This is a genomic window from Sphingomonas sp. ID0503 (genome assembly GCF_048565625.1).
In the GTDB taxonomy this organism is placed as follows: Bacteria; Pseudomonadota; Alphaproteobacteria; order Sphingomonadales; family Sphingomonadaceae; genus JBLZUR01.
Window position 1 is genome coordinate 1,874,994 of the sequence record NZ_JBLZUR010000002.1, and the last position, 15,116, is coordinate 1,890,109.

At 66.4% G+C, this 15,116-nt stretch carries 22 protein-coding genes, 1 other RNA gene and 1 pseudogene; 13 read left to right on the forward strand and 11 right to left on the reverse strand.

Translation table 11 applies throughout. From position 1 onward, the window contains the following. Positions 1-51: 51 nt before the first annotated feature. Positions 52-627 (reverse strand): DUF924 family protein, encoded by a 576-nt coding sequence (locus tag ACM608_RS10125; protein ID WP_419683106.1) that lies wholly within the window; start codon positions 625-627, stop codon positions 52-54. Between ACM608_RS10125 and dapF the strand changes: the two genes are divergently transcribed. The 4 genes from dapF to ACM608_RS10145 all read left to right on the forward strand — a co-directional run bounded on the left by dapF (position 626) and on the right by ACM608_RS10145 (position 4,395). Next, positions 626-1,435 (forward strand): diaminopimelate epimerase, encoded by an 810-nt coding sequence (gene dapF, locus ACM608_RS10130; protein WP_419683107.1) that lies wholly within the window; start codon positions 626-628, stop codon positions 1,433-1,435. The two genes, ACM608_RS10125 and dapF, sit on opposite strands and share 2 nt — an antisense overlap. Beyond that, a complete protein-coding gene (mtaB, locus tag ACM608_RS10135) occupies positions 1,432-2,745 on the forward strand; it encodes a tRNA (N(6)-L-threonylcarbamoyladenosine(37)-C(2))-methylthiotransferase MtaB (RefSeq protein WP_419683108.1) in 1,314 nt (437 codons plus the stop codon). The genes dapF and mtaB overlap by 4 nt, the downstream gene beginning before the upstream one ends. Then, positions 2,742-3,662, forward strand: coding sequence for a signal recognition particle-docking protein FtsY (gene ftsY, locus ACM608_RS10140; protein ID WP_419683109.1), 921 nt, complete (start codon positions 2,742-2,744; stop codon positions 3,660-3,662). Before mtaB ends, ftsY begins: the two co-directional genes overlap by 4 nt. Positions 3,663-3,771: 109 nt before the next feature. Continuing rightward, a complete protein-coding gene (locus ACM608_RS10145) occupies positions 3,772-4,395 on the forward strand; it encodes a septation protein A (RefSeq protein WP_419683110.1) in 624 nt (207 codons plus the stop codon). A gap of 68 nt (positions 4,396-4,463) precedes the next feature. Here ACM608_RS10145 and ACM608_RS10150 read toward each other — a convergent pair whose 3' ends face one another. Both ACM608_RS10150 and pspF read right to left on the reverse strand, forming a co-directional pair. Next, positions 4,464-5,087 (reverse strand): superoxide dismutase, encoded by a 624-nt coding sequence (locus ACM608_RS10150; protein WP_419683111.1) that lies wholly within the window; start codon positions 5,085-5,087, stop codon positions 4,464-4,466. 150 nt (positions 5,088-5,237) lie between these two features. Beyond that, positions 5,238-6,348, reverse strand: a pseudogene (gene pspF, locus ACM608_RS10155) (phage shock protein operon transcriptional activator). Between the two features lie 172 nt (positions 6,349-6,520). On the opposite strand from pspF, the gene ACM608_RS10160 reads away from it, so the two are divergent. From ACM608_RS10160 to ACM608_RS10200, 9 genes are all read left to right on the forward strand, one after another. Next, on the forward strand, positions 6,521-7,009 hold the full coding sequence (locus ACM608_RS10160; protein WP_419683112.1) for an energy transducer TonB: 489 nt from the start codon (positions 6,521-6,523) through the stop codon (positions 7,007-7,009). A 73-nt stretch (positions 7,010-7,082) separates the two neighbouring features. Then, positions 7,083-7,763, forward strand: a complete 681-nt coding sequence (gene pspA / locus ACM608_RS10165) for a phage shock protein PspA (RefSeq protein ID WP_419683113.1) — start codon at positions 7,083-7,085, stop codon at positions 7,761-7,763. Between the two features lie 4 nt (positions 7,764-7,767). Beyond that, positions 7,768-7,998, forward strand: coding sequence for an envelope stress response membrane protein PspB (pspB, locus tag ACM608_RS10170; RefSeq protein ID WP_419683114.1), 231 nt, complete (start codon positions 7,768-7,770; stop codon positions 7,996-7,998). Positions 7,999-8,034: 36 nt separating this feature from the next. After that, a complete protein-coding gene (pspC, locus tag ACM608_RS10175; RefSeq protein WP_419683115.1) occupies positions 8,035-8,418 on the forward strand; it encodes an envelope stress response membrane protein PspC in 384 nt (127 codons plus the stop codon). 26 nt (positions 8,419-8,444) lie between these two features. Continuing rightward, on the forward strand, positions 8,445-8,741 hold the full coding sequence (locus ACM608_RS10180; protein ID WP_419683116.1) for a hypothetical protein: 297 nt from the start codon (positions 8,445-8,447) through the stop codon (positions 8,739-8,741). A 27-nt stretch (positions 8,742-8,768) separates the two neighbouring features. Then, the gene (locus tag ACM608_RS10185) at positions 8,769-9,095 is read left to right on the forward strand and encodes a hypothetical protein (RefSeq protein WP_419683117.1); all 327 of its coding nucleotides are present in this window, start codon (positions 8,769-8,771) and stop codon (positions 9,093-9,095) included. A gap of 26 nt (positions 9,096-9,121) precedes the next feature. Then, complete coding sequence (locus ACM608_RS10190) at positions 9,122-9,370, forward strand: hypothetical protein (RefSeq protein ID WP_419683118.1); 249 nt, start codon at positions 9,122-9,124, stop codon at positions 9,368-9,370. A 15-nt stretch (positions 9,371-9,385) separates the two neighbouring features. Beyond that, positions 9,386-9,622, forward strand: coding sequence for a hypothetical protein (locus ACM608_RS10195; protein ID WP_419683119.1), 237 nt, complete (start codon positions 9,386-9,388; stop codon positions 9,620-9,622). Between the two features lie 156 nt (positions 9,623-9,778). Beyond that, the gene (locus ACM608_RS10200) at positions 9,779-10,189 is read left to right on the forward strand and encodes a SufE family protein (protein ID WP_419683120.1); all 411 of its coding nucleotides are present in this window, start codon (positions 9,779-9,781) and stop codon (positions 10,187-10,189) included. Positions 10,190-10,263: 74 nt separating this feature from the next. Here the strand turns inward: ACM608_RS10200 and ACM608_RS10205 are convergent, their stop codons facing one another. The 8 genes from ACM608_RS10205 to ACM608_RS10240 all read right to left on the reverse strand — a co-directional run bounded on the left by ACM608_RS10205 (position 10,264) and on the right by ACM608_RS10240 (position 15,115). Beyond that, positions 10,264-10,557 carry a hypothetical protein gene (locus tag ACM608_RS10205; protein WP_419683121.1) on the reverse strand — a complete coding sequence of 98 codons (294 nt, stop codon included), beginning with the start codon at positions 10,555-10,557 and terminating at the stop codon, positions 10,264-10,266. Then, on the reverse strand, positions 10,554-11,084 hold the full coding sequence (locus ACM608_RS10210; RefSeq protein WP_419683122.1) for a J domain-containing protein: 531 nt from the start codon (positions 11,082-11,084) through the stop codon (positions 10,554-10,556). Before ACM608_RS10210 ends, ACM608_RS10205 begins: the two co-directional genes overlap by 4 nt. 42 nt (positions 11,085-11,126) lie before the next feature. Beyond that, positions 11,127-11,493: RNase P RNA component class A (gene rnpB, locus ACM608_RS10215), an RNA gene on the reverse strand. Between the two features lie 31 nt (positions 11,494-11,524). Then, positions 11,525-12,235 (reverse strand): N-acetylmuramoyl-L-alanine amidase, encoded by a 711-nt coding sequence (locus tag ACM608_RS10220; RefSeq protein ID WP_419683123.1) that lies wholly within the window; start codon positions 12,233-12,235, stop codon positions 11,525-11,527. Positions 12,236-12,278: 43 nt separating this feature from the next. Next, positions 12,279-13,124 carry a CheR family methyltransferase gene (locus tag ACM608_RS10225; RefSeq protein WP_419683124.1) on the reverse strand — a complete coding sequence of 282 codons (846 nt, stop codon included), beginning with the start codon at positions 13,122-13,124 and terminating at the stop codon, positions 12,279-12,281. After that, positions 13,124-14,236, reverse strand: coding sequence for a chemotaxis-specific protein-glutamate methyltransferase CheB (cheB, locus tag ACM608_RS10230; protein ID WP_419683125.1), 1,113 nt, complete (start codon positions 14,234-14,236; stop codon positions 13,124-13,126). The genes ACM608_RS10225 and cheB overlap by 1 nt, the downstream gene beginning before the upstream one ends. A 4-nt stretch (positions 14,237-14,240) precedes the next feature. After that, positions 14,241-14,606 (reverse strand): response regulator, encoded by a 366-nt coding sequence (locus tag ACM608_RS10235; protein ID WP_419683126.1) that lies wholly within the window; start codon positions 14,604-14,606, stop codon positions 14,241-14,243. A gap of 74 nt (positions 14,607-14,680) precedes the next feature. Beyond that, the gene (locus tag ACM608_RS10240) at positions 14,681-15,115 is read right to left on the reverse strand and encodes a chemotaxis protein CheW (RefSeq protein WP_419683127.1); all 435 of its coding nucleotides are present in this window, start codon (positions 15,113-15,115) and stop codon (positions 14,681-14,683) included. Between the last annotated feature and the right edge of the window lies 1 nt (position 15,116).

A 15,116-nucleotide genomic window follows, 5' to 3' on the forward strand; every position in this document is an offset into this window, starting at 1 on the left:
CCCCTCCACCGCCTTCGGCGGTCCCCCTCCCCATCTTCAATGGGGAGGATGTTAGAAGTGGGAGCCGGGTTCTCTCAGGAACGCCTCTTCTTCCGCCGTACTCTGCCGCCCGAGCGCCTCGTTCCGCTGGGGGAAGCGGCCGAAGCGGGCGACCTGCGCGGCATGACGGCGTGCGAAATCGAGCGGATCGCCGGGTAAGCCGGCGAAGAGCACGAGCGCACGCGCCTGGGTCTGCATCGATTCCGCGTGCATATAGGGCATGTAGAGGAACTGACGTTCGGCGGCCGTCATCGCTTGATCCCAGCCCTTGAGCACCGCTTCTCCAGTCAGGGCGCGGGCCAGCGCATCGCCGGCAAAGGCTCGGGCCGAGCCGCGATGGATGTTGCGCGAGAACTGGTCGATCGCGATCACCGCCGCCAGCAGGCTCCTCGCATTCGCCCGCCAGAGCGCCGCGTGGTGGGCGATGATTTCGTCCACCGCGCGTCCGAAGCGCGCCGCGCATTCGGCATCCAGCGCATCGTCACGGGCGAAGCGCTTCTCCGGCGGCACCTCCTCCAGCCAGAAGCGAAGGATGTCCGCTGCCGTCGCATGGACTTCGGAGAGGTCCGGGCCTAGATCGCGCGCCATGTCCATCCGCTTCCACAAGATGCACGGCCTTGGCAACGACTTCGTCGTCATCGACGCGCGCGTTGCGGCGGTTGCTGTGGACAGCGCGGCAGCCCGTGCGATCGCGGACCGGCATACCGGCGTCGGGTGCGACCAGCTGATCCTGATCGGTGCGAGCGATGCCGCCGACGTGTCGATGCGGATCTGGAACGCGGACGGGTCGGAGGTCGATGCCTGCGGCAACGCAACGCGCTGCGTCGGCGCGCTGGTCGGGCGGGACTGCACGATCGAGACCAAGGCTGGCATCCTCCGCGCTTCGCCGGACGGTAACGGCGCGACCGTGGACATGGGTGCGCCGCGCTTCGACTGGGACGCGATCCCGCTGGCACAGCCGATGGACACGATGGCGCTGCCGGTCGGGTGGGAGGAGCTTGAGGCGCCCGCCGCCGCGAACATGGGCAATCCCCACGTCGTGTTCTTCGTGGAGAACGTGGACGCTATCGACCTCGAACGGCTCGGCCCGCTGATCGAGAACGATCCGCTGTTCCCGGAACGGACCAACGTCAACATCGCCACCATCCTCGCCCCCGACCACATCCGGATGCGGACCTGGGAGCGTGGCGCGGGGCTGACCCGCGCCTGCGGCACCGGCGCCTGTGCGGTCTTCGCGACGGCACGGCGGACGCGGCGCATCCCTGGCGGACGCACCCGGATTGACCTTCCCGGTGGACGGCTGGACATGGCGATGAGTGCCGAGGGTCATGTCATGATGAGCGGCCCCGCCACCCATGTCTTCACGGGCGAACTGGACGAGAGCCTGCTGACGTGAAGGGGCCGGAACTGATCACCCTCGGTTGTCGTCTCAACATCGCCGAAAGCGAGGCGATGGCGGCTGCGGCGGCGGGTGAGGACGACCTCGTCATCGTCAACAGCTGCGCGGTGACGGCCGAGGCCGTGCGACAGACCCGCGCTGCAATCCGCAAGGCCGCGCGCGAGCGGCCGGGAGCGCGGATCCTGGTGACCGGCTGCGCCTCGGAGATCGAGCCGGAGAGCTTCCGCGCCATGCCGGAGGTCGCTGGGGTGCTGCCGAACCAGCACAAGCTATCCGCACTTACCACGTTCGTGTTGAGCGAAGTCGAAGTACGAGCCGCGAATGAGCCACTTGTTCCCCGTGCTTCGACTACGCTCAGCACGAACGAGGGGTATTCAAGGGCCTTCGTCCCCGTGCAGAACGGCTGCGATCACGACTGCACCTTCTGCATCATCCCCAAGGGTCGGGGGGCCAGCCGCTCGGTTCCCGCCGGGCAGGTGATCGCCGACATCCAGCGCCTGGTCGATCGCGGCCATAACGAGGTGGTGCTGACCGGCGTCGACCTCACCTCCTACGGCGCGGACCTTCCCGGCACCCCGACGCTCGGCTCGTTGGTCGAGCGTATTCTGCGCCACGTTCCCGCCCTCCCCCGCCTGCGCCTCTCTTCGCTGGACTCGATCGAGATCGACGAGCGGCTGTTCGAGATCGTTACCGGCGAGCCTCGCGTCATGCCCCATCTCCACCTCTCGCTTCAGGCTGGCGACGACATGGTGCTGAAGCGGATGAAGCGCCGCCATCTCCGCCGCGACGCGACCGCGATGGTCGAACGGCTGAAGGGGAAGCGGCCGGAGATCGCCATCGGCGCGGACCTGATCGCGGGCTTCCCGACCGAGACCGAGGACATGGCCGCCAACACCCTGCGCCTGATCGAGGATTGCGACATCGTGCACCCCCATATCTTCCCCTTCTCCCCCCGGCCCGGCACCCCCGCCGCGCGGATGCCGCAGGTGGCGCCGGATCGCGTGAAGGCGCGCGCAAGGGCGCTGCGGGAGGCTGGTGAGGCAAGGCGCGCGGCGTGGCTCCACGGACTTGTCGGCACGGAGCAGCGGGTGCTGGTTGAGCGCGGCGGCAAAGGTCACACGGAGGGGTTCGCCGCCGTCACCCTCACGCCCCTCTCCAACCCCGTTCGCGCTGAGCTTGTCGAAGCGCCAGCGCAACCGCCTTCCCTGGCCCTTCGACAAGCTCAGGGCGAACGGCGGGTGGGCGAAATCCACTCTGTGAAGGTCACCGCCCTCTCCGGCTCCACCCTTCTGGCGGAGGCGGCATGAGCGAGTCCTGGCTCGATCGCCTGCGCGGCGGCTTCGCGAAGACCTCCGCCAAGATCGGGGACAACCTCTCCGGCCTGTTCGGGCAGGAGCAGCTGTCCGAATCCACGTTGGAAGAGATTGAGGAGGCGCTGATCGCCTCCGACCTTGGCCCCGAGACCGCCCGCCGCGTACGCGCGCGGATTGCGGAGGAAAGCTTCGACCGCCGCATCGACGAGGCGGGCGTCCGCCGCGTCATCGCGCAGGAGGTGGGCGCCATCCTCGGACCAGTGGCCAAGCCGCTGGAGATCGACGCCTTCCCGCGCCCGCAGGTGATCCTCGTCATCGGCGTCAACGGTTCGGGCAAGACCACCACCATCGCCAAGCTGACCCGCCTGCTGCAGGATCAGGATTACGAGGTGATGCTCGTCGCCGGCGACACCTTCCGCGCGGCCGCGATCGGCCAGCTCAAGGTCTGGGCCGAGCGGCTGAACGTGCCAATCATCTCGGGCGAAGAGGGTGCCGACGCCGCCGGCCTCGTCTGGGAGGGGGTGAAGCAGGGCACAGCGCGCGGCACGGACGTGCTGATCGTCGACACCGCCGGCCGCCTCCAGAACAAGGCGGGGTTGATGGACGAACTCGCCAAGATCCGCCGCGTTCTCGGCCGCCTGAACCCCGCCGCACCGCATGACGTGGTGCTGGTGCTGGACGCGACGACCGGCCAGAACGCGCTCAACCAGATCGAGGTGTTCCGCGAGGTGGCGGGCGTCACCGGCCTCGTCATGACCAAGCTGGACGGCACCGCGCGCGGCGGCGTGCTGGTCGCGGCGGCGGAGAAATACGGCCTCCCGATCCACGCGATTGGCGTGGGCGAGAAGATGGACGACCTGCGGCCGTTCGAGCCGGAGGAATTGGCGAAGTCGATCGCGGGGGTGCGCTGAAGACTGCCCTCGCCGTTCGCCCTGAGCCTGTCGAAGGGCCAGCGACAACCGGCCCACTGGGGCTTCGACAGGCTCAGCCCGAACGGCGTAGCATTCAATGAGGAAGAGGATGACCGAACCCACCCCCATACCCCGTGAACTCGGCCCCGTCACCCGCCTGGCGATCGACTTCGGCCCGCTGATCGTCTTCTTCGTGACCAACGCCTTCGCGCCGGTGCCGAAGATCACCAAGATCTTCGCCGCGACCGCCGCGTTCATGGTCGCGACCGCGATCGCGATGGGGGTGTCGCTGGCGAAGAGCGGCAAGATCTCGCCCATGCTGCTGTTTTCCGGCGCGATGGTGCTGGTGATGGGCGGCATCACCCTTTGGCTGCACGACGACACCTTCATCAAGATCAAGCCGACGATCTACTACGTCTTCGTCGCCGGCATCCTGTTCTTCGGCCTGTTCACCGGTCGTCCGACGCTGGAGCTGGTGCTGGGCAGCGCCTATCCGGGCCTGTCCGCCCCAGGCTGGCGGCTGCTCACCCGCAACTGGGCGTTCTTCTTCGTCGCGATGGCGATCGCCAACGAGGCCGTGTGGCGAAACACGAGCACCGACTTCTGGGTCGGCTACAAGCTATGGGGTGCGATCCCGGCCACGCTGATCTTCGCGGCCGCGAACATGCCTATGCTGACCCGCTACGGCCTCGGCGCTGAGAAGGTCCAGGAAACGCTACCGCCGCAGGGCTGACCTGGCCTCCAAACGAAAAGGGGCCCGGCGGTCGCCCGCCAGCCCCCTTCTCTGCGACGCAGACGTGCTTACTGCTGCTCGTCGGCGCGCGCGATGCCGTTGCCGTCGAGATTCTCCGAGATGAAGTCCCAGTTGATCACGTTGGCAAGCACCGTCTCCGCGAACTTCGGGCGGGCGTTGCGGTAGTCGATGTAATAGGCGTGCTCCCACACATCGAGGGTGAAGAGCGGGGTCAGGCCTGCCGCCACCGGCGAGTCACCGTCGTGGAGCGAGGTGACCTTGATCGCGTCGCCTTCCAGCACCAGCCAGGCCCAGCCGCTGGCGAAATGGCCGACCGCCTCGTCCGCCAGCTTCTTCAGGAGCGCCTCGGTCGAACCGAAGCCGCTGTCGATCGCTGCCTGCAGCTTGGCGGAAGGCTTGGTCGAGCCGGCCGGCGCGAGGCCCTTCCAGAAGAAGTTGTGGTTCCAGATCTGGCCGGAATTGTTGAACAGGCCGCGGTCGTTGGTGTCCTTCGCCTTCTTGATGACTTCGCTCAGCGCAAGGCCGGCGAGACCCTTCTCGTCGATCCAGCCATTGACCTTGTCGACATAGGCCTTGTGATGCTTTCCGTGATGATACTCGAAGGTCTCCGCCGACATCACCGGGTCAAGCGCGTCGGGGGCGAACGGAAGCGGGGGCAGCGAAAAGGCCATGCTCAATCTCCATCAATGGCTCGGTGAATTGGGCACCGAACGAAGGCGGCAAGCGGTTCGATCCTCCTGCGAACAGTTCGCAAAAACCGTGGAAAATCGTACCGTTACGCCGACGCTTTGGCGCTACCCGGCATCCAAGACAAGATCGTTTCACTTGAGGAGCGGATAGCCCGCGCCCACTCCGCCGCCCCGACGCGTCGGGACGGCGGTGCTACTCGGTAGAGACTTCGCAGTCTCCAGCCGGTTCTCCAGCAGACTATGCCGCCGCATCGCATGGCGCAGCTGGTCATAGGTCAGCGCCAGCGCCTTGGCGGTCGCCCGCTGGTTGAACCGGCATCGGGCGAGCGCCTCCTCCAGCACCTGCCGCTCATAGCGGTCGACCGCCGCGCGCAGGTCATCCACCGGCACCAGATCGGGCTGTCGGTTCACAGGCTCGACGGTAAGGGTCGGCGTCTCGGCGACGGCCCTCCCCTCCCCCTTCGGTGCCCAGGGCGAGGCAAAGGGATCGAAGATGATCTCGGCCACTGCCCGCTCCGGATCCTCCCAGCGATAGACCGCCCGCTCGATCACGTTGCGCAGCTCGCGGACATTGCCCGGCCAGTCATGGCCGATCAACTGATCCATCGCGCTCGCCGAAAAGCCCGGCCAATGCGTCCAGCCCAGCTCGCTTGCCATGCGCCGCCCAAAATGATCGGCCAGCACCTCGACATCACCCTCACGCGCCCGAAGCGGCGGCAGGGTGACGACCTCGAAGGACAAGCGGTCGAGCAAATCGGCGCGGAACTTCCCCCGTTCCGCCATCAGCGGCAGGTTTTCGTTGGTGGCGGCGACGATACGCACGTCCACCCGCATCGGCCGCGACGACCCGATCCGCGTCACCTCGCCATATTCCACCGCGCGCAACAGCCGTTCCTGCGCGCCCATCGACAAGGTTCCGAGTTCGTCGAGGAACAAGGTGCCGCCGTCCGCCTCCTCGAACCGCCCAGCCCGCGCCTTAGTCGCGCCGGTGAACGCGCCCTGCTCATGCCCGAACAGCTCGGCCTCGATCAGCGTCTCGGGCAAGGCCGCGCAGTTCATCGTGACGAGCGGCCCGTCCCAACGCTGGCTTAGACGATGCAGGCGCTCGGCCACCAGCTCCTTGCCGGTCCCCCGCTCGCCGATCACCAGCACCGGGCGGTTGAGCGACGCCGCACGGCTCGCCCGCTCGACGCTGTCGAGGAAGGCCATCGAACTGGCCGATGAACTGCGCCTCGCGCTCCATGCCAAGTGGTTAGTGTAATTTCCCAACACTTGGCAATGAAGAAGTTGGAGTGCAGACCGAACGCTACGCTAAGCTGTTCAGATCACACCATTTCACGATTTGGCACGGCGCTTGAAAAGAAGAGAGCAACAGCCGCTCAGGGGCGGCGAGGTTCAGATAGGGAGTAAGTGAGATGTTCAACTTCGACGTTATCGATTTCCAGCGTGTCGCGGCTTCCACTGTCGGTGCCCTGGTCGTGTCCACGGCCTGCCTTGCCGCCGCTGTCGCGCCGGCTCGCGCCGCCGAACTCAAGCCGGTCAGCGTCGCCGAATGGCAGGCGAATGTCAGCCACAAGATCGACGGCACCGTCCGCAGCTTCAATGTCGATCCGGAGAAGAAGGGCGTCGCCACGCTGCGCCTCTCCTTCGACAAGAGCGGCGAATTGGCGGATGCGAAGCTCGCCACCTCCACCGGCAACCGCGAGCTTGATCGTGTAGCGCTCCGCACCGCCCGTGCGATCGCCTATCCGGCGCTCCCGGCGACGGCGCAGGGTAAGCCGGTGCTGATGAAGGTCTTCTTCGGCTCCGAACCCTCGGTGGTCGAAAAGGCCAGCCGCGACGCCGCCGCCCAGGCGCTGGCGATGGATGCCAACGCCAACATGAACATCCGGCCGGGCGCTTGACCGGCAAACCACCGGAGCGGACAAGCGTATCTGATCCGCTCCGGCCCAACGGTATCTCAGGAGTATAGTAACGATGGGTATCTTCTCCCGCACCCGGGACATCATCGCCGCCAACGTGACCGACCTGCTCGACAAGGCGGAGGACCCGGCGAAGATGATCCGCATGATCATCCTCGAAATGGAGGAGACTCTGGTCGAGGTTCGCGCGTCCGCCGCGCGCACCATCGCCGATCAGAAGGAAATGCGCCGCTCGATCACCAAGCTCGAAGGGCTGAAGGACAGCTGGACCGAGAAGGCCGAGCTGGCTTTATCCAAGGGCCGCGAGGATCTCGCCAAGGCCGCGCTCGTGGAAAAGCAGAAGGCGGCGGACCTCGCTGACCAGCTGGCCCAGGAGATCGCGGTGCTGGACGAGGCGCTGCAGGCGTCGGAGGCCGACATCAACAAGCTGCAGGGCAAGCTCCGCGAGGCGCGCGCCCGTCAGAACTCGATCGTCGCCCGCATGGAGAGCGCGCACAACCGCGCCAAGATGCGCGAGATGTACGCCGGCACCAAGATCGACGAGGCGTTCAGCCGCTTCGATCTGATGGAACGCCGGGTCGATCTGGCCGAGGGCCGCGCGGAGGCAGCCGGCTTCGGCGCCGCGCCGAAGACTTTGGAGGAGGAGATCGCCGAGCTGCGCTCCTCCGACAAGATCGAGGCCGAGCTTGCCGCGCTGAAGGCCAAGGCCCAGGGCAATTCGGGTCAGGAGGGCTGATCCGATGGAGGACGTCTTCCTGCCGATCGTCATCGTCGGCATGCTCTTCATCGGCATGCCGTGGCTCATCTTCCACTACATCACCAAGTGGAAGCAGGGCGGCGGCGGCCTGACGCAGGAGGACGAGAACCTCCTGGACGAACTGCACGAGACCGCACGGCGGCTCGATGAGCGGCTCCACAGCATCGAGCGCATCATCGCCGCCGACCATCCGGGCTGGAAGCAGGGCCAGTAAGGCTCTCCCCGCCCGACAACAGGGAAGGATTTCAGAATGTCTGACCGTCGCACCAAATTCTACCTCGACAAGCGCAACGGCAAGGTCTTCGGCGTCTGCTCCGGCATCGCCGACTATAGCGGGCTCGACGTCACTCTGGTCCGCATCGGCGCGGTTCTTTTCACCGTACTCGGCGGATTCCCGTGGACCGTGATCGCCTATCTTGTCGCCGCCTGGGTGGCGAACGACAAGCCCTACCAGTTCCAGGACGAGACCCGCGAGGACGCCAAGTTCTGGCAGAAGGTCCGCGTGAAGCCGAGCACCAGCGTCCGTGACGTGCGCAGCCGCTTCCGCGACATCGACCGCCGCCTCGCCGACGTGGAACTCCACGTCACCTCGCACAATCGCCGCCTGGCGGACGAGATCGAGGCGCTGCGCTAAGCCGCCGATCGTAAGGGAGCAGACCGATGGACCATCAGATCTTCATCCTCATGATCATCGCGCTCAGCGTCGGCGGCTGGGTCGTCACCACCGCGATCCGCGCCAAGCATGGTTATCCGATCGATGGCTTTGGCTTCGGCTGCAAGTCGGACATGGTCTCCAAGGAAGCGCCGGACGCCGTTCGTCAGGTCGGCCTCCTTGCCGAGGAAAACGGCAAGCTGAAGGACATGATCCTGCGTCTGGAGGAGCGGATTTCCGTCCTCGAACGCATCACCACGGACAAGAGTAACCGCCTCTCCGCCGAAATCGACGCGCTACGCTGATCGGCTGGCAGGACAGGGAACAAGACTATGAACTCTCAGGATTTCCAGGCGCTGGTGCCGATCTTGGGGCTCGCCCTTCTGGTCGGACTGGCCGGGGTGTTCGGGTGGATCTTCACCACCTGGCTCCGCATCAAGAACGGCTATCCGCTGGAAAACAGCTGGGGCAAGGCGATGCACCCGCAGGTCGATCGCCAGTCGCAGGAACGGATCACCCTCCTGACGCAGGAGAACGCCCAGCTTCGCGCCGAACTCGGCTCGATCAAGGACCGGCTGGTCACCGTCGAGCGGATCGTCACCGACGGGGCCTTCCGCCTCGACCAGGAATTCGCCCGGCTCGACCGGCCGGCCAACTGAACAAGAATACTTAGGGAGCAGTTTCGATGAACCCGTTCGAGATGGTGGTGCTGATCGTCGCGATCGTCGCGATCGCCAACGTCTTCCGCGCCAAATACGGCGTCATCCGCCGTGGCAAGGGCGAGGAGTTCCGCAACCCCAGCACCGATGCCGAGAACCGGCAGCTGCGCGAGGAGCTTCGCACCCTCAAGGAGCGCGTCGCCACCCTCGAACGCATCGCCACCGACGACAGCACAGCGCTCGACCGCGAGATCGAGCGGCTGCGCGACCGCTAATCCGGAGAAGGACAGATGACCGATCCGACCCTCATCCTCGCCGCCGCCGGCTCCAGCCTCGCCGGGATCGGCATCCTCGCCGCCGCCACGCTGAAGGGCTGGCGCGGCTGGCTGGACCTGCAGCGCCTCGCTCTGGAGCGGCAGGGTGGCCCGAACGAAGGCGTGCCGCAGGCCGGTGCCCGCATCGAGATCGCCGACCTGAAGGAACGCATTCGAAAGCTGGAGGCGATCGCGGCGGGGGTGGATCTTTAAACCCATCCATTTCCGCACACCCAAGCCCGTTCGCGCTGAGCCTGTCGAAGCGCCAGCACCACCGTCTCACCGGCACTTCGACAAGCTCAGTGCGAACGGCGTGGGAAGAGTTCGGAGTGTGGTGACGGGACGCCGCGAAAGCGCTAGCAGCCGCCAATGACCGCCCCCGCCCTCACCGATATCCTCGAAGAATACGAGTTCCTCGACGCCGACGACCGCTACCGCCTGCTGATCGATCTCGGCCGCAAGCTGGAGGACATGCCGGACGCGCTGAAGACCGACGCCACTCTCGTCCGCGGCTGCTCCGCCTCGGTGTGGGTCTATCCGACCGTTCGCGACAACGGCACGCTCCACTTCCTTGCAGACTCGAACGCCGCAATCACCAAGGGCATCATCGCGCTGGTCCTGCTCACCGTGCAGGACAAAAGCGGGACCGAGATCGGCACGACGGACATCGAAGGCGCGTTGGCTCCCTTCGATCTGAAGAACCAGCTAAGCTCGAACCGCACGCAGGGCATCCCGAACATGATCGCGCTGATCCGGCAGACGGCAAGCCGGTACGCCTGACCCACTGTGCTCCTGCGAAAGCAGGAGCCTCAGCGCTACGGCTCTTGCTTTCGCAGGAGCACAGCCGAGGTAAGTCAAAGGCTCAGACGCTCTGCCACCTCACCCGCGCTCAGGCCCGTCTCCAGCACGATCCACGCGCCCGGCCGCCGCGTGTCCACCACGGTCACCGCGCGCTTCGGACAAATGTCGAGGCAACCCACCTCAACCACCCCGATCCGCGACTTGCGCTTGCGTCCGAGACCCATCGCCTTTTTCAGAAGCTTGGCGAGCGACAGCCCGCCGCCCTCGCCATAGCCGCCACCGACCTTCTTGGAGCATTTTCGGCAGACGAGGATCGCAGACTGCCAATCCGCACGAACCGCCTTCATTTCGCCTGCCGCCGCTCCTCGGCCGCCCGCAGCACCTCAAACGCCGCCTGAACCGACCGGAACCGCTCGGCAGCGTCCTTGTCGTTGGGTTTCACATCGGGATGATTGGCCTTCGCGAGACGCCGCCAACTCGCCTTGATCTCCTCGAAGCTCGCGTCGCTTTCCAGATCGAGCACCTCCAGCGCGCGCATCTCGTCGCGCGACCGGGTGCCGTCCCCCGGCCCGCCCCAGGCGTGATGCGCCGAGCTGGTGAACCCAGATGCCGTCCGCCGCTCGGATTGCTCGCGCGCCGCCGCCTCCTCGGCCGACAGACCTTCGAAGTAGTTCCAGCCCCGGTTGTACTCGGCGGCATGGGTCTCGCAGAAGTACCAGCGATCGGGGCTGTTCGGCGACTTGGGTGCGGGCCGATCGCCTGGCTCGTTGCACCCCTCCCGGTCGCAGAGGCGCACGGCCTTCGCCTCCCGCGTGGCACCATATTCGCGCCAGCGGGGAAAGCCCCAGTCGTTCGATCTCGTCTGCCGCGCCATGCCTTGCTTCTAACGCCTGCGGGTCCGGATGGACCCGATGAAAATGCCAGAGGGCCTGTAAGCCGGGTTCTGTCCACCGCCGAGGCGGATGGGCGACCATTCCTCTAGGCGGCGGATCGCTCCGCCGCTCCAGCAACCAACCCGGGCGACGGGCCGGAACCAGGCCCATGCGCCGCCCCTATTCGATCTTGCTCCCGGTGGGGTTTACCATGCCGTCCCGGTTACCCGCGACGCGGTGCGCTCTTACCGCACCCTTTCGCCCTGGCCCGGCCGAAGCGCGGGTGGTTTGCTTTCTGTGGCACTGTCCCTGGGGTCACCCCCGCCGGGCGTTACCCGGCACCGTGTTTCCGTGGAGCCCGGACTTTCCTCCCCTCCCCTTTTGAGAAGCGGCGGCCGCCCGGCCCTCTGGCAAAGCGGAGATAGCGCGGGTGACGCGAAAATCAAAGACCGGAGCGCCGCGCCTCCGCCCCCTTGTCGCCGCCGGTCAGCAGCGAGAGGAGAATCGCCCGCGTCTCTCCATCGATGACCCCGTCGATCGTCTCGGGCCGGAAGCGCCGCTGAAAGGCGCGCACCGCAGCCTCCGCATCGCTGACGTCATAACCGAAGCGCTCCAGCGCCAGCAGGAACCCGCCGTCCGTCCAATGCGGATCGGCCAAATGCTTGCGCGGCCGGGGCAGCGCCAGGCGAACGGCGGCAAGCCGCTCCCAGTCGAACAGCTCGCCCGGATCCTGTTTCCGCGCCGGCGCGATGTCCGAATGACCGACGATGTTCCCGCGGGTGACGTGATGCCGGTCGACGATCTCCGCCATCAGCGGCATCAGCGCCGCCATCTGCTCCTCCGGGAACGGGCGATATCCCCATTCATGTCCCGGATTGACGATCTCGATGCCGATGCTCGCGGAGTTCACGTCCTCGATGCCACGCCAGTAAGACTTGCCCGCATGCCATGCGCGCTTCGCCTCATCGACAAGCCGCACGACCTGCCCGTCCTCGGCGATGAGGTAATGCGCGGAGACCTTCGCCTCCGGATCGCACAGCCGGTGCAGGGCGGAGGCGGCGTCCTGCATCCCGGTGTAGTGCAGGACGATCATCGAGACAGGCAGCGCGCGCTCGTTGAAATTGGGCGACGGCGTCTCGATGAAGTCGATCATGCCAGATCAGGCATAGGTCGGATCGGGCACAGAAGGAAGGCCGTCAGCCGCGTGCGGCCCTGCCCCCGCCGTCAGACGCGTCGGGCACCGCCCGGTACAGTCCACGATAGCCGCGATCTGCGGCGAAGCGCTCGGTTGCGCCGATGACGGTTTCCCCGGCGCCGAGGAGCAGAAAGCCGTCTTCGCGCATCCCGTGGAAGAGCTGCTCGAACATCTGCCTGCGAACTTCATTCGAGAAGTAGAGCATGACGTTCCGGCACAGGATCACGTCGAAAGGACCGCCTGACGGCGGGCCTGCCGCGAGGGCCCGACGCTCGAACCGAACCATCCCGCGCAGGGCGGCCGAGGCTTCCCATGCCTCGCCGGAGTTCGCGAACCATTTGGCGAGTGCGCGGATCGGCAGGCCACGCTGTATCTCGAAGTGATTATACGCGCCCGCCTGCGCGCGTCGGATCGCTGCCGCGGAGATGTCGGTGGCGATGATCTCGGCGCGCGGATGACGGGTGTTCTCCCGCAGGTCGGCCAGCGTGATGGCGAGCGAATAGGCCTCCTGCCCGGTCGAACAGCCCGCGCACCAGATGCGCAGCGGCCGGCCCATATCGCCCGCTCGATCCGCGATCACCCGGCGCAGCACATCGAACACGGCCGGGTCGCGAAAGAAAGACGTCTCGTTGTTCAGCAGATGCTCGACGATCTCGTCGGCGATGCCGGGATCGCGGCCGGACAGCAGCAGCGCCGCCAGCGCATCGAGGTCGGGCAGGCCGCGGGCGCGGAGGAGCGGTTGCAATGCCGTATCGATTCGCCAATGCCGCGCGCTACCGATCTGCTGCCCGGTCCGGCTTTCCAGAAGGCCGCTCAGGATGCGGCCAAGGGCGCTGTTCAGTTCCATTATCGCCCCCCGCTTGCGGCGATGCGCGCTGCCACGCGATCGGCAAGCCGGGCGGGCGGCGCGATCAAGGATGCGGCACCGGCACGCGCGGTAGCACCGGGCATGCCCCAGACGACCGAGCTCTCGGCATCCTGGACGATCACCTCGCCGCCGGCCATCGCCAGCTTCAGCGCACCGAGTGCGCCGTCACGGCCCATGCCACTCAGAACCACGGCCAGACCGCGAGCACCATAAAGCGCGGCAACGGACTCGAGCATCGGATCGACCGATGGCATGCATCCCGATCGAGAGGGGCTCCGGTCGAAGAGGATGCGCGGCACGCCCCAGCCTTCCGTCACGACCAGATGGGCGTCGCCGGGCGCGACGATCAGCATGCCGGGCGCCACACGCATCCCCTCTTCCGCCACCCGCGCCTCCCGGCCTGTCATGTCTCGCAGCTGGCCAGCGAAATAGGGCATGAAGCTGCCGGGCAGATGCTGCGTGACGAGGATCGGCACGGTCAAGCTGCGCGGAAGCTGTGCGAAGAAGGCGGCGAGCGCATGGATACCGCCGGTCGACGCCCCGATCGCCAGGCAACCGACCTCACCCTCGACCGGCGCCCGTAAGGACAAGGGAGCCTGAAGGGCAGGAGCCAAGGCAGACCGTGCACTCTTCGGTGATGACTCGCGTCGCGCGCGTCCGATGCGGAGGAGGCGCGATGTCAGGGCGGTGACGAACTGCCCGCCGAAACTACCCGCATCCGGCTTCAGGAGGGTATCGGCCGCCCCTGCCGTCATCGCGCGCACGCTGGCCGACGCGCCATCGTCGCAGAAGGCCGAGACCATCACGACATGCGCCCCGGTCGATGCGGCAAGGAGCTCCGGCAGAGCATCGATCCCGTCGCGACCGGGCATCTGAACGTCGAGCAGGATGATATCGACTTCACGCTCGGCCAAGATGCGCAGCGCCTCGTCGGCGCGAGCGGCCGTCGCGACAACCTCGAAGGCGCCATGTTCGGCGAGGGTACGGCTCAGAATGGTGCGAGCGACCAGCGAGTCGTCCACGATCAGCAGCCGGATAGATGGTACGCTCGCTCGCCCGGCCGCGATGCGAGGCAGGGACTCGTGACGCATGGCGTCAGGCCATGCCGACGATCTGAAGCTTGCTCTGAAGGGTCTCGCGATCGAATGGCTTCATCACATATTCGTCGGCACCCGCTTCGATCGCGGTGCGAATATGAGCCACGCCGTTCTCCGTCGTGCAGAACACGATCTTCGGACGATGCTCCAGGTCCGCCATGCCGAGCGCGCGGAGGAACTCGATCCCGCTCATCACCGGCATGTTCCAGTCGAGAAGGACGACGTCCGGGGCCTTGGCTTCGCAATGCACCAGCGCCTCATGGCCGTCCTGCGCCTCGGATACCTCGAAGTCGAGCGTTTCGAGGATGTGACGGGCGACCTTCCGGATCACCTTGGAATCGTCGACGACAAGACACTTACGCATCGCGGTTCACAATCCCCAACTCATCTTCACAACAACCATAATCACGGAAACGTAAGTGTCCGGTTAATCGGCGTTCAGGCCGCAGCGGCGACGGGCCCGGATATCAGCGCGGCCGCGTTCACCACCAGAAGCGGCTGACCATCGTATTCGACATAGCTGCTGGCGACATGCGACCAGCCCTGCCCCATGCTCCCGCGCAAACGCTGCGGCTCTCCCGAAATCTCGGCAACGTCGTGGACGTCTTCGACCGCAAGTCCGTACAGATGGCCGTCGATGATGACGACGACCACCTGGCGGATGCCGCCGGCCCAGCTGCTCTCTAAGCCGAGCGCCGCATAGGTGTCGATCACCGTCAGCACACGGCTGCGCAGCGCGGAAAGCCCCGCGATATGCCGCGGGGCGATCGGAACCGGAGTCAGGGCGTCGATCTCGACGACCGACTGTACTGCGTCCGCCGAAATCGCGATCCGCTCCCCTGCGACGCGCGCGATGAGATATAGCGAGTTCATG

Excerpts from the sequence above, each read along its gene's own strand:
- ACM608_RS10190 (WP_419683118.1), top strand. The coding sequence starts at position 9,122 with ATGAACCCGTTCGAGATGGTGGTGCTGATCGTCGCGATCGTCGCGATC.
- ACM608_RS10150 (WP_419683111.1), bottom strand. The coding sequence starts at position 5,087 with ATGGCCTTTTCGCTGCCCCCGCTTCCGTTCGCCCCCGACGCGCTTGAC.
- ACM608_RS10225 (WP_419683124.1), bottom strand. The coding sequence starts at position 13,124 with ATGGAACTGAACAGCGCCCTTGGCCGCATCCTGAGCGGCCTTCTGGAA.
- cheB (WP_419683125.1), bottom strand. The coding sequence starts at position 14,236 with ATGCGTCACGAGTCCCTGCCTCGCATCGCGGCCGGGCGAGCGAGCGTA.
- dapF (WP_419683107.1), top strand. The coding sequence starts at position 626 with ATGTCCATCCGCTTCCACAAGATGCACGGCCTTGGCAACGACTTCGTC.
- ACM608_RS10125 (WP_419683106.1), bottom strand. The coding sequence starts at position 627 with ATGGCGCGCGATCTAGGCCCGGACCTCTCCGAAGTCCATGCGACGGCA.
- ACM608_RS10240 (WP_419683127.1), bottom strand. The coding sequence starts at position 15,115 with ATGAACTCGCTATATCTCATCGCGCGCGTCGCAGGGGAGCGGATCGCG.
- ACM608_RS10180 (WP_419683116.1), top strand. The coding sequence starts at position 8,445 with ATGGACCATCAGATCTTCATCCTCATGATCATCGCGCTCAGCGTCGGC.
- ACM608_RS10210 (WP_419683122.1), bottom strand. The coding sequence starts at position 11,084 with ATGGCGCGGCAGACGAGATCGAACGACTGGGGCTTTCCCCGCTGGCGC.
- ACM608_RS10145 (WP_419683110.1), top strand. The coding sequence starts at position 3,772 with ATGACCGAACCCACCCCCATACCCCGTGAACTCGGCCCCGTCACCCGC.
- ftsY (WP_419683109.1), top strand. The coding sequence starts at position 2,742 with ATGAGCGAGTCCTGGCTCGATCGCCTGCGCGGCGGCTTCGCGAAGACC.
- ACM608_RS10220 (WP_419683123.1), bottom strand. The coding sequence starts at position 12,235 with ATGATCGACTTCATCGAGACGCCGTCGCCCAATTTCAACGAGCGCGCG.
- ACM608_RS10205 (WP_419683121.1), bottom strand. The coding sequence starts at position 10,557 with ATGAAGGCGGTTCGTGCGGATTGGCAGTCTGCGATCCTCGTCTGCCGA.
- ACM608_RS10200 (WP_419683120.1), top strand. The coding sequence starts at position 9,779 with ATGACCGCCCCCGCCCTCACCGATATCCTCGAAGAATACGAGTTCCTC.
- ACM608_RS10235 (WP_419683126.1), bottom strand. The coding sequence starts at position 14,606 with ATGCGTAAGTGTCTTGTCGTCGACGATTCCAAGGTGATCCGGAAGGTC.
- pspB (WP_419683114.1), top strand. The coding sequence starts at position 7,768 with ATGGAGGACGTCTTCCTGCCGATCGTCATCGTCGGCATGCTCTTCATC.
- ACM608_RS10160 (WP_419683112.1), top strand. The coding sequence starts at position 6,521 with ATGTTCAACTTCGACGTTATCGATTTCCAGCGTGTCGCGGCTTCCACT.
- pspA (WP_419683113.1), top strand. The coding sequence starts at position 7,083 with ATGGGTATCTTCTCCCGCACCCGGGACATCATCGCCGCCAACGTGACC.
- ACM608_RS10195 (WP_419683119.1), top strand. The coding sequence starts at position 9,386 with ATGACCGATCCGACCCTCATCCTCGCCGCCGCCGGCTCCAGCCTCGCC.
- pspC (WP_419683115.1), top strand. The coding sequence starts at position 8,035 with ATGTCTGACCGTCGCACCAAATTCTACCTCGACAAGCGCAACGGCAAG.
- ACM608_RS10185 (WP_419683117.1), top strand. The coding sequence starts at position 8,769 with ATGAACTCTCAGGATTTCCAGGCGCTGGTGCCGATCTTGGGGCTCGCC.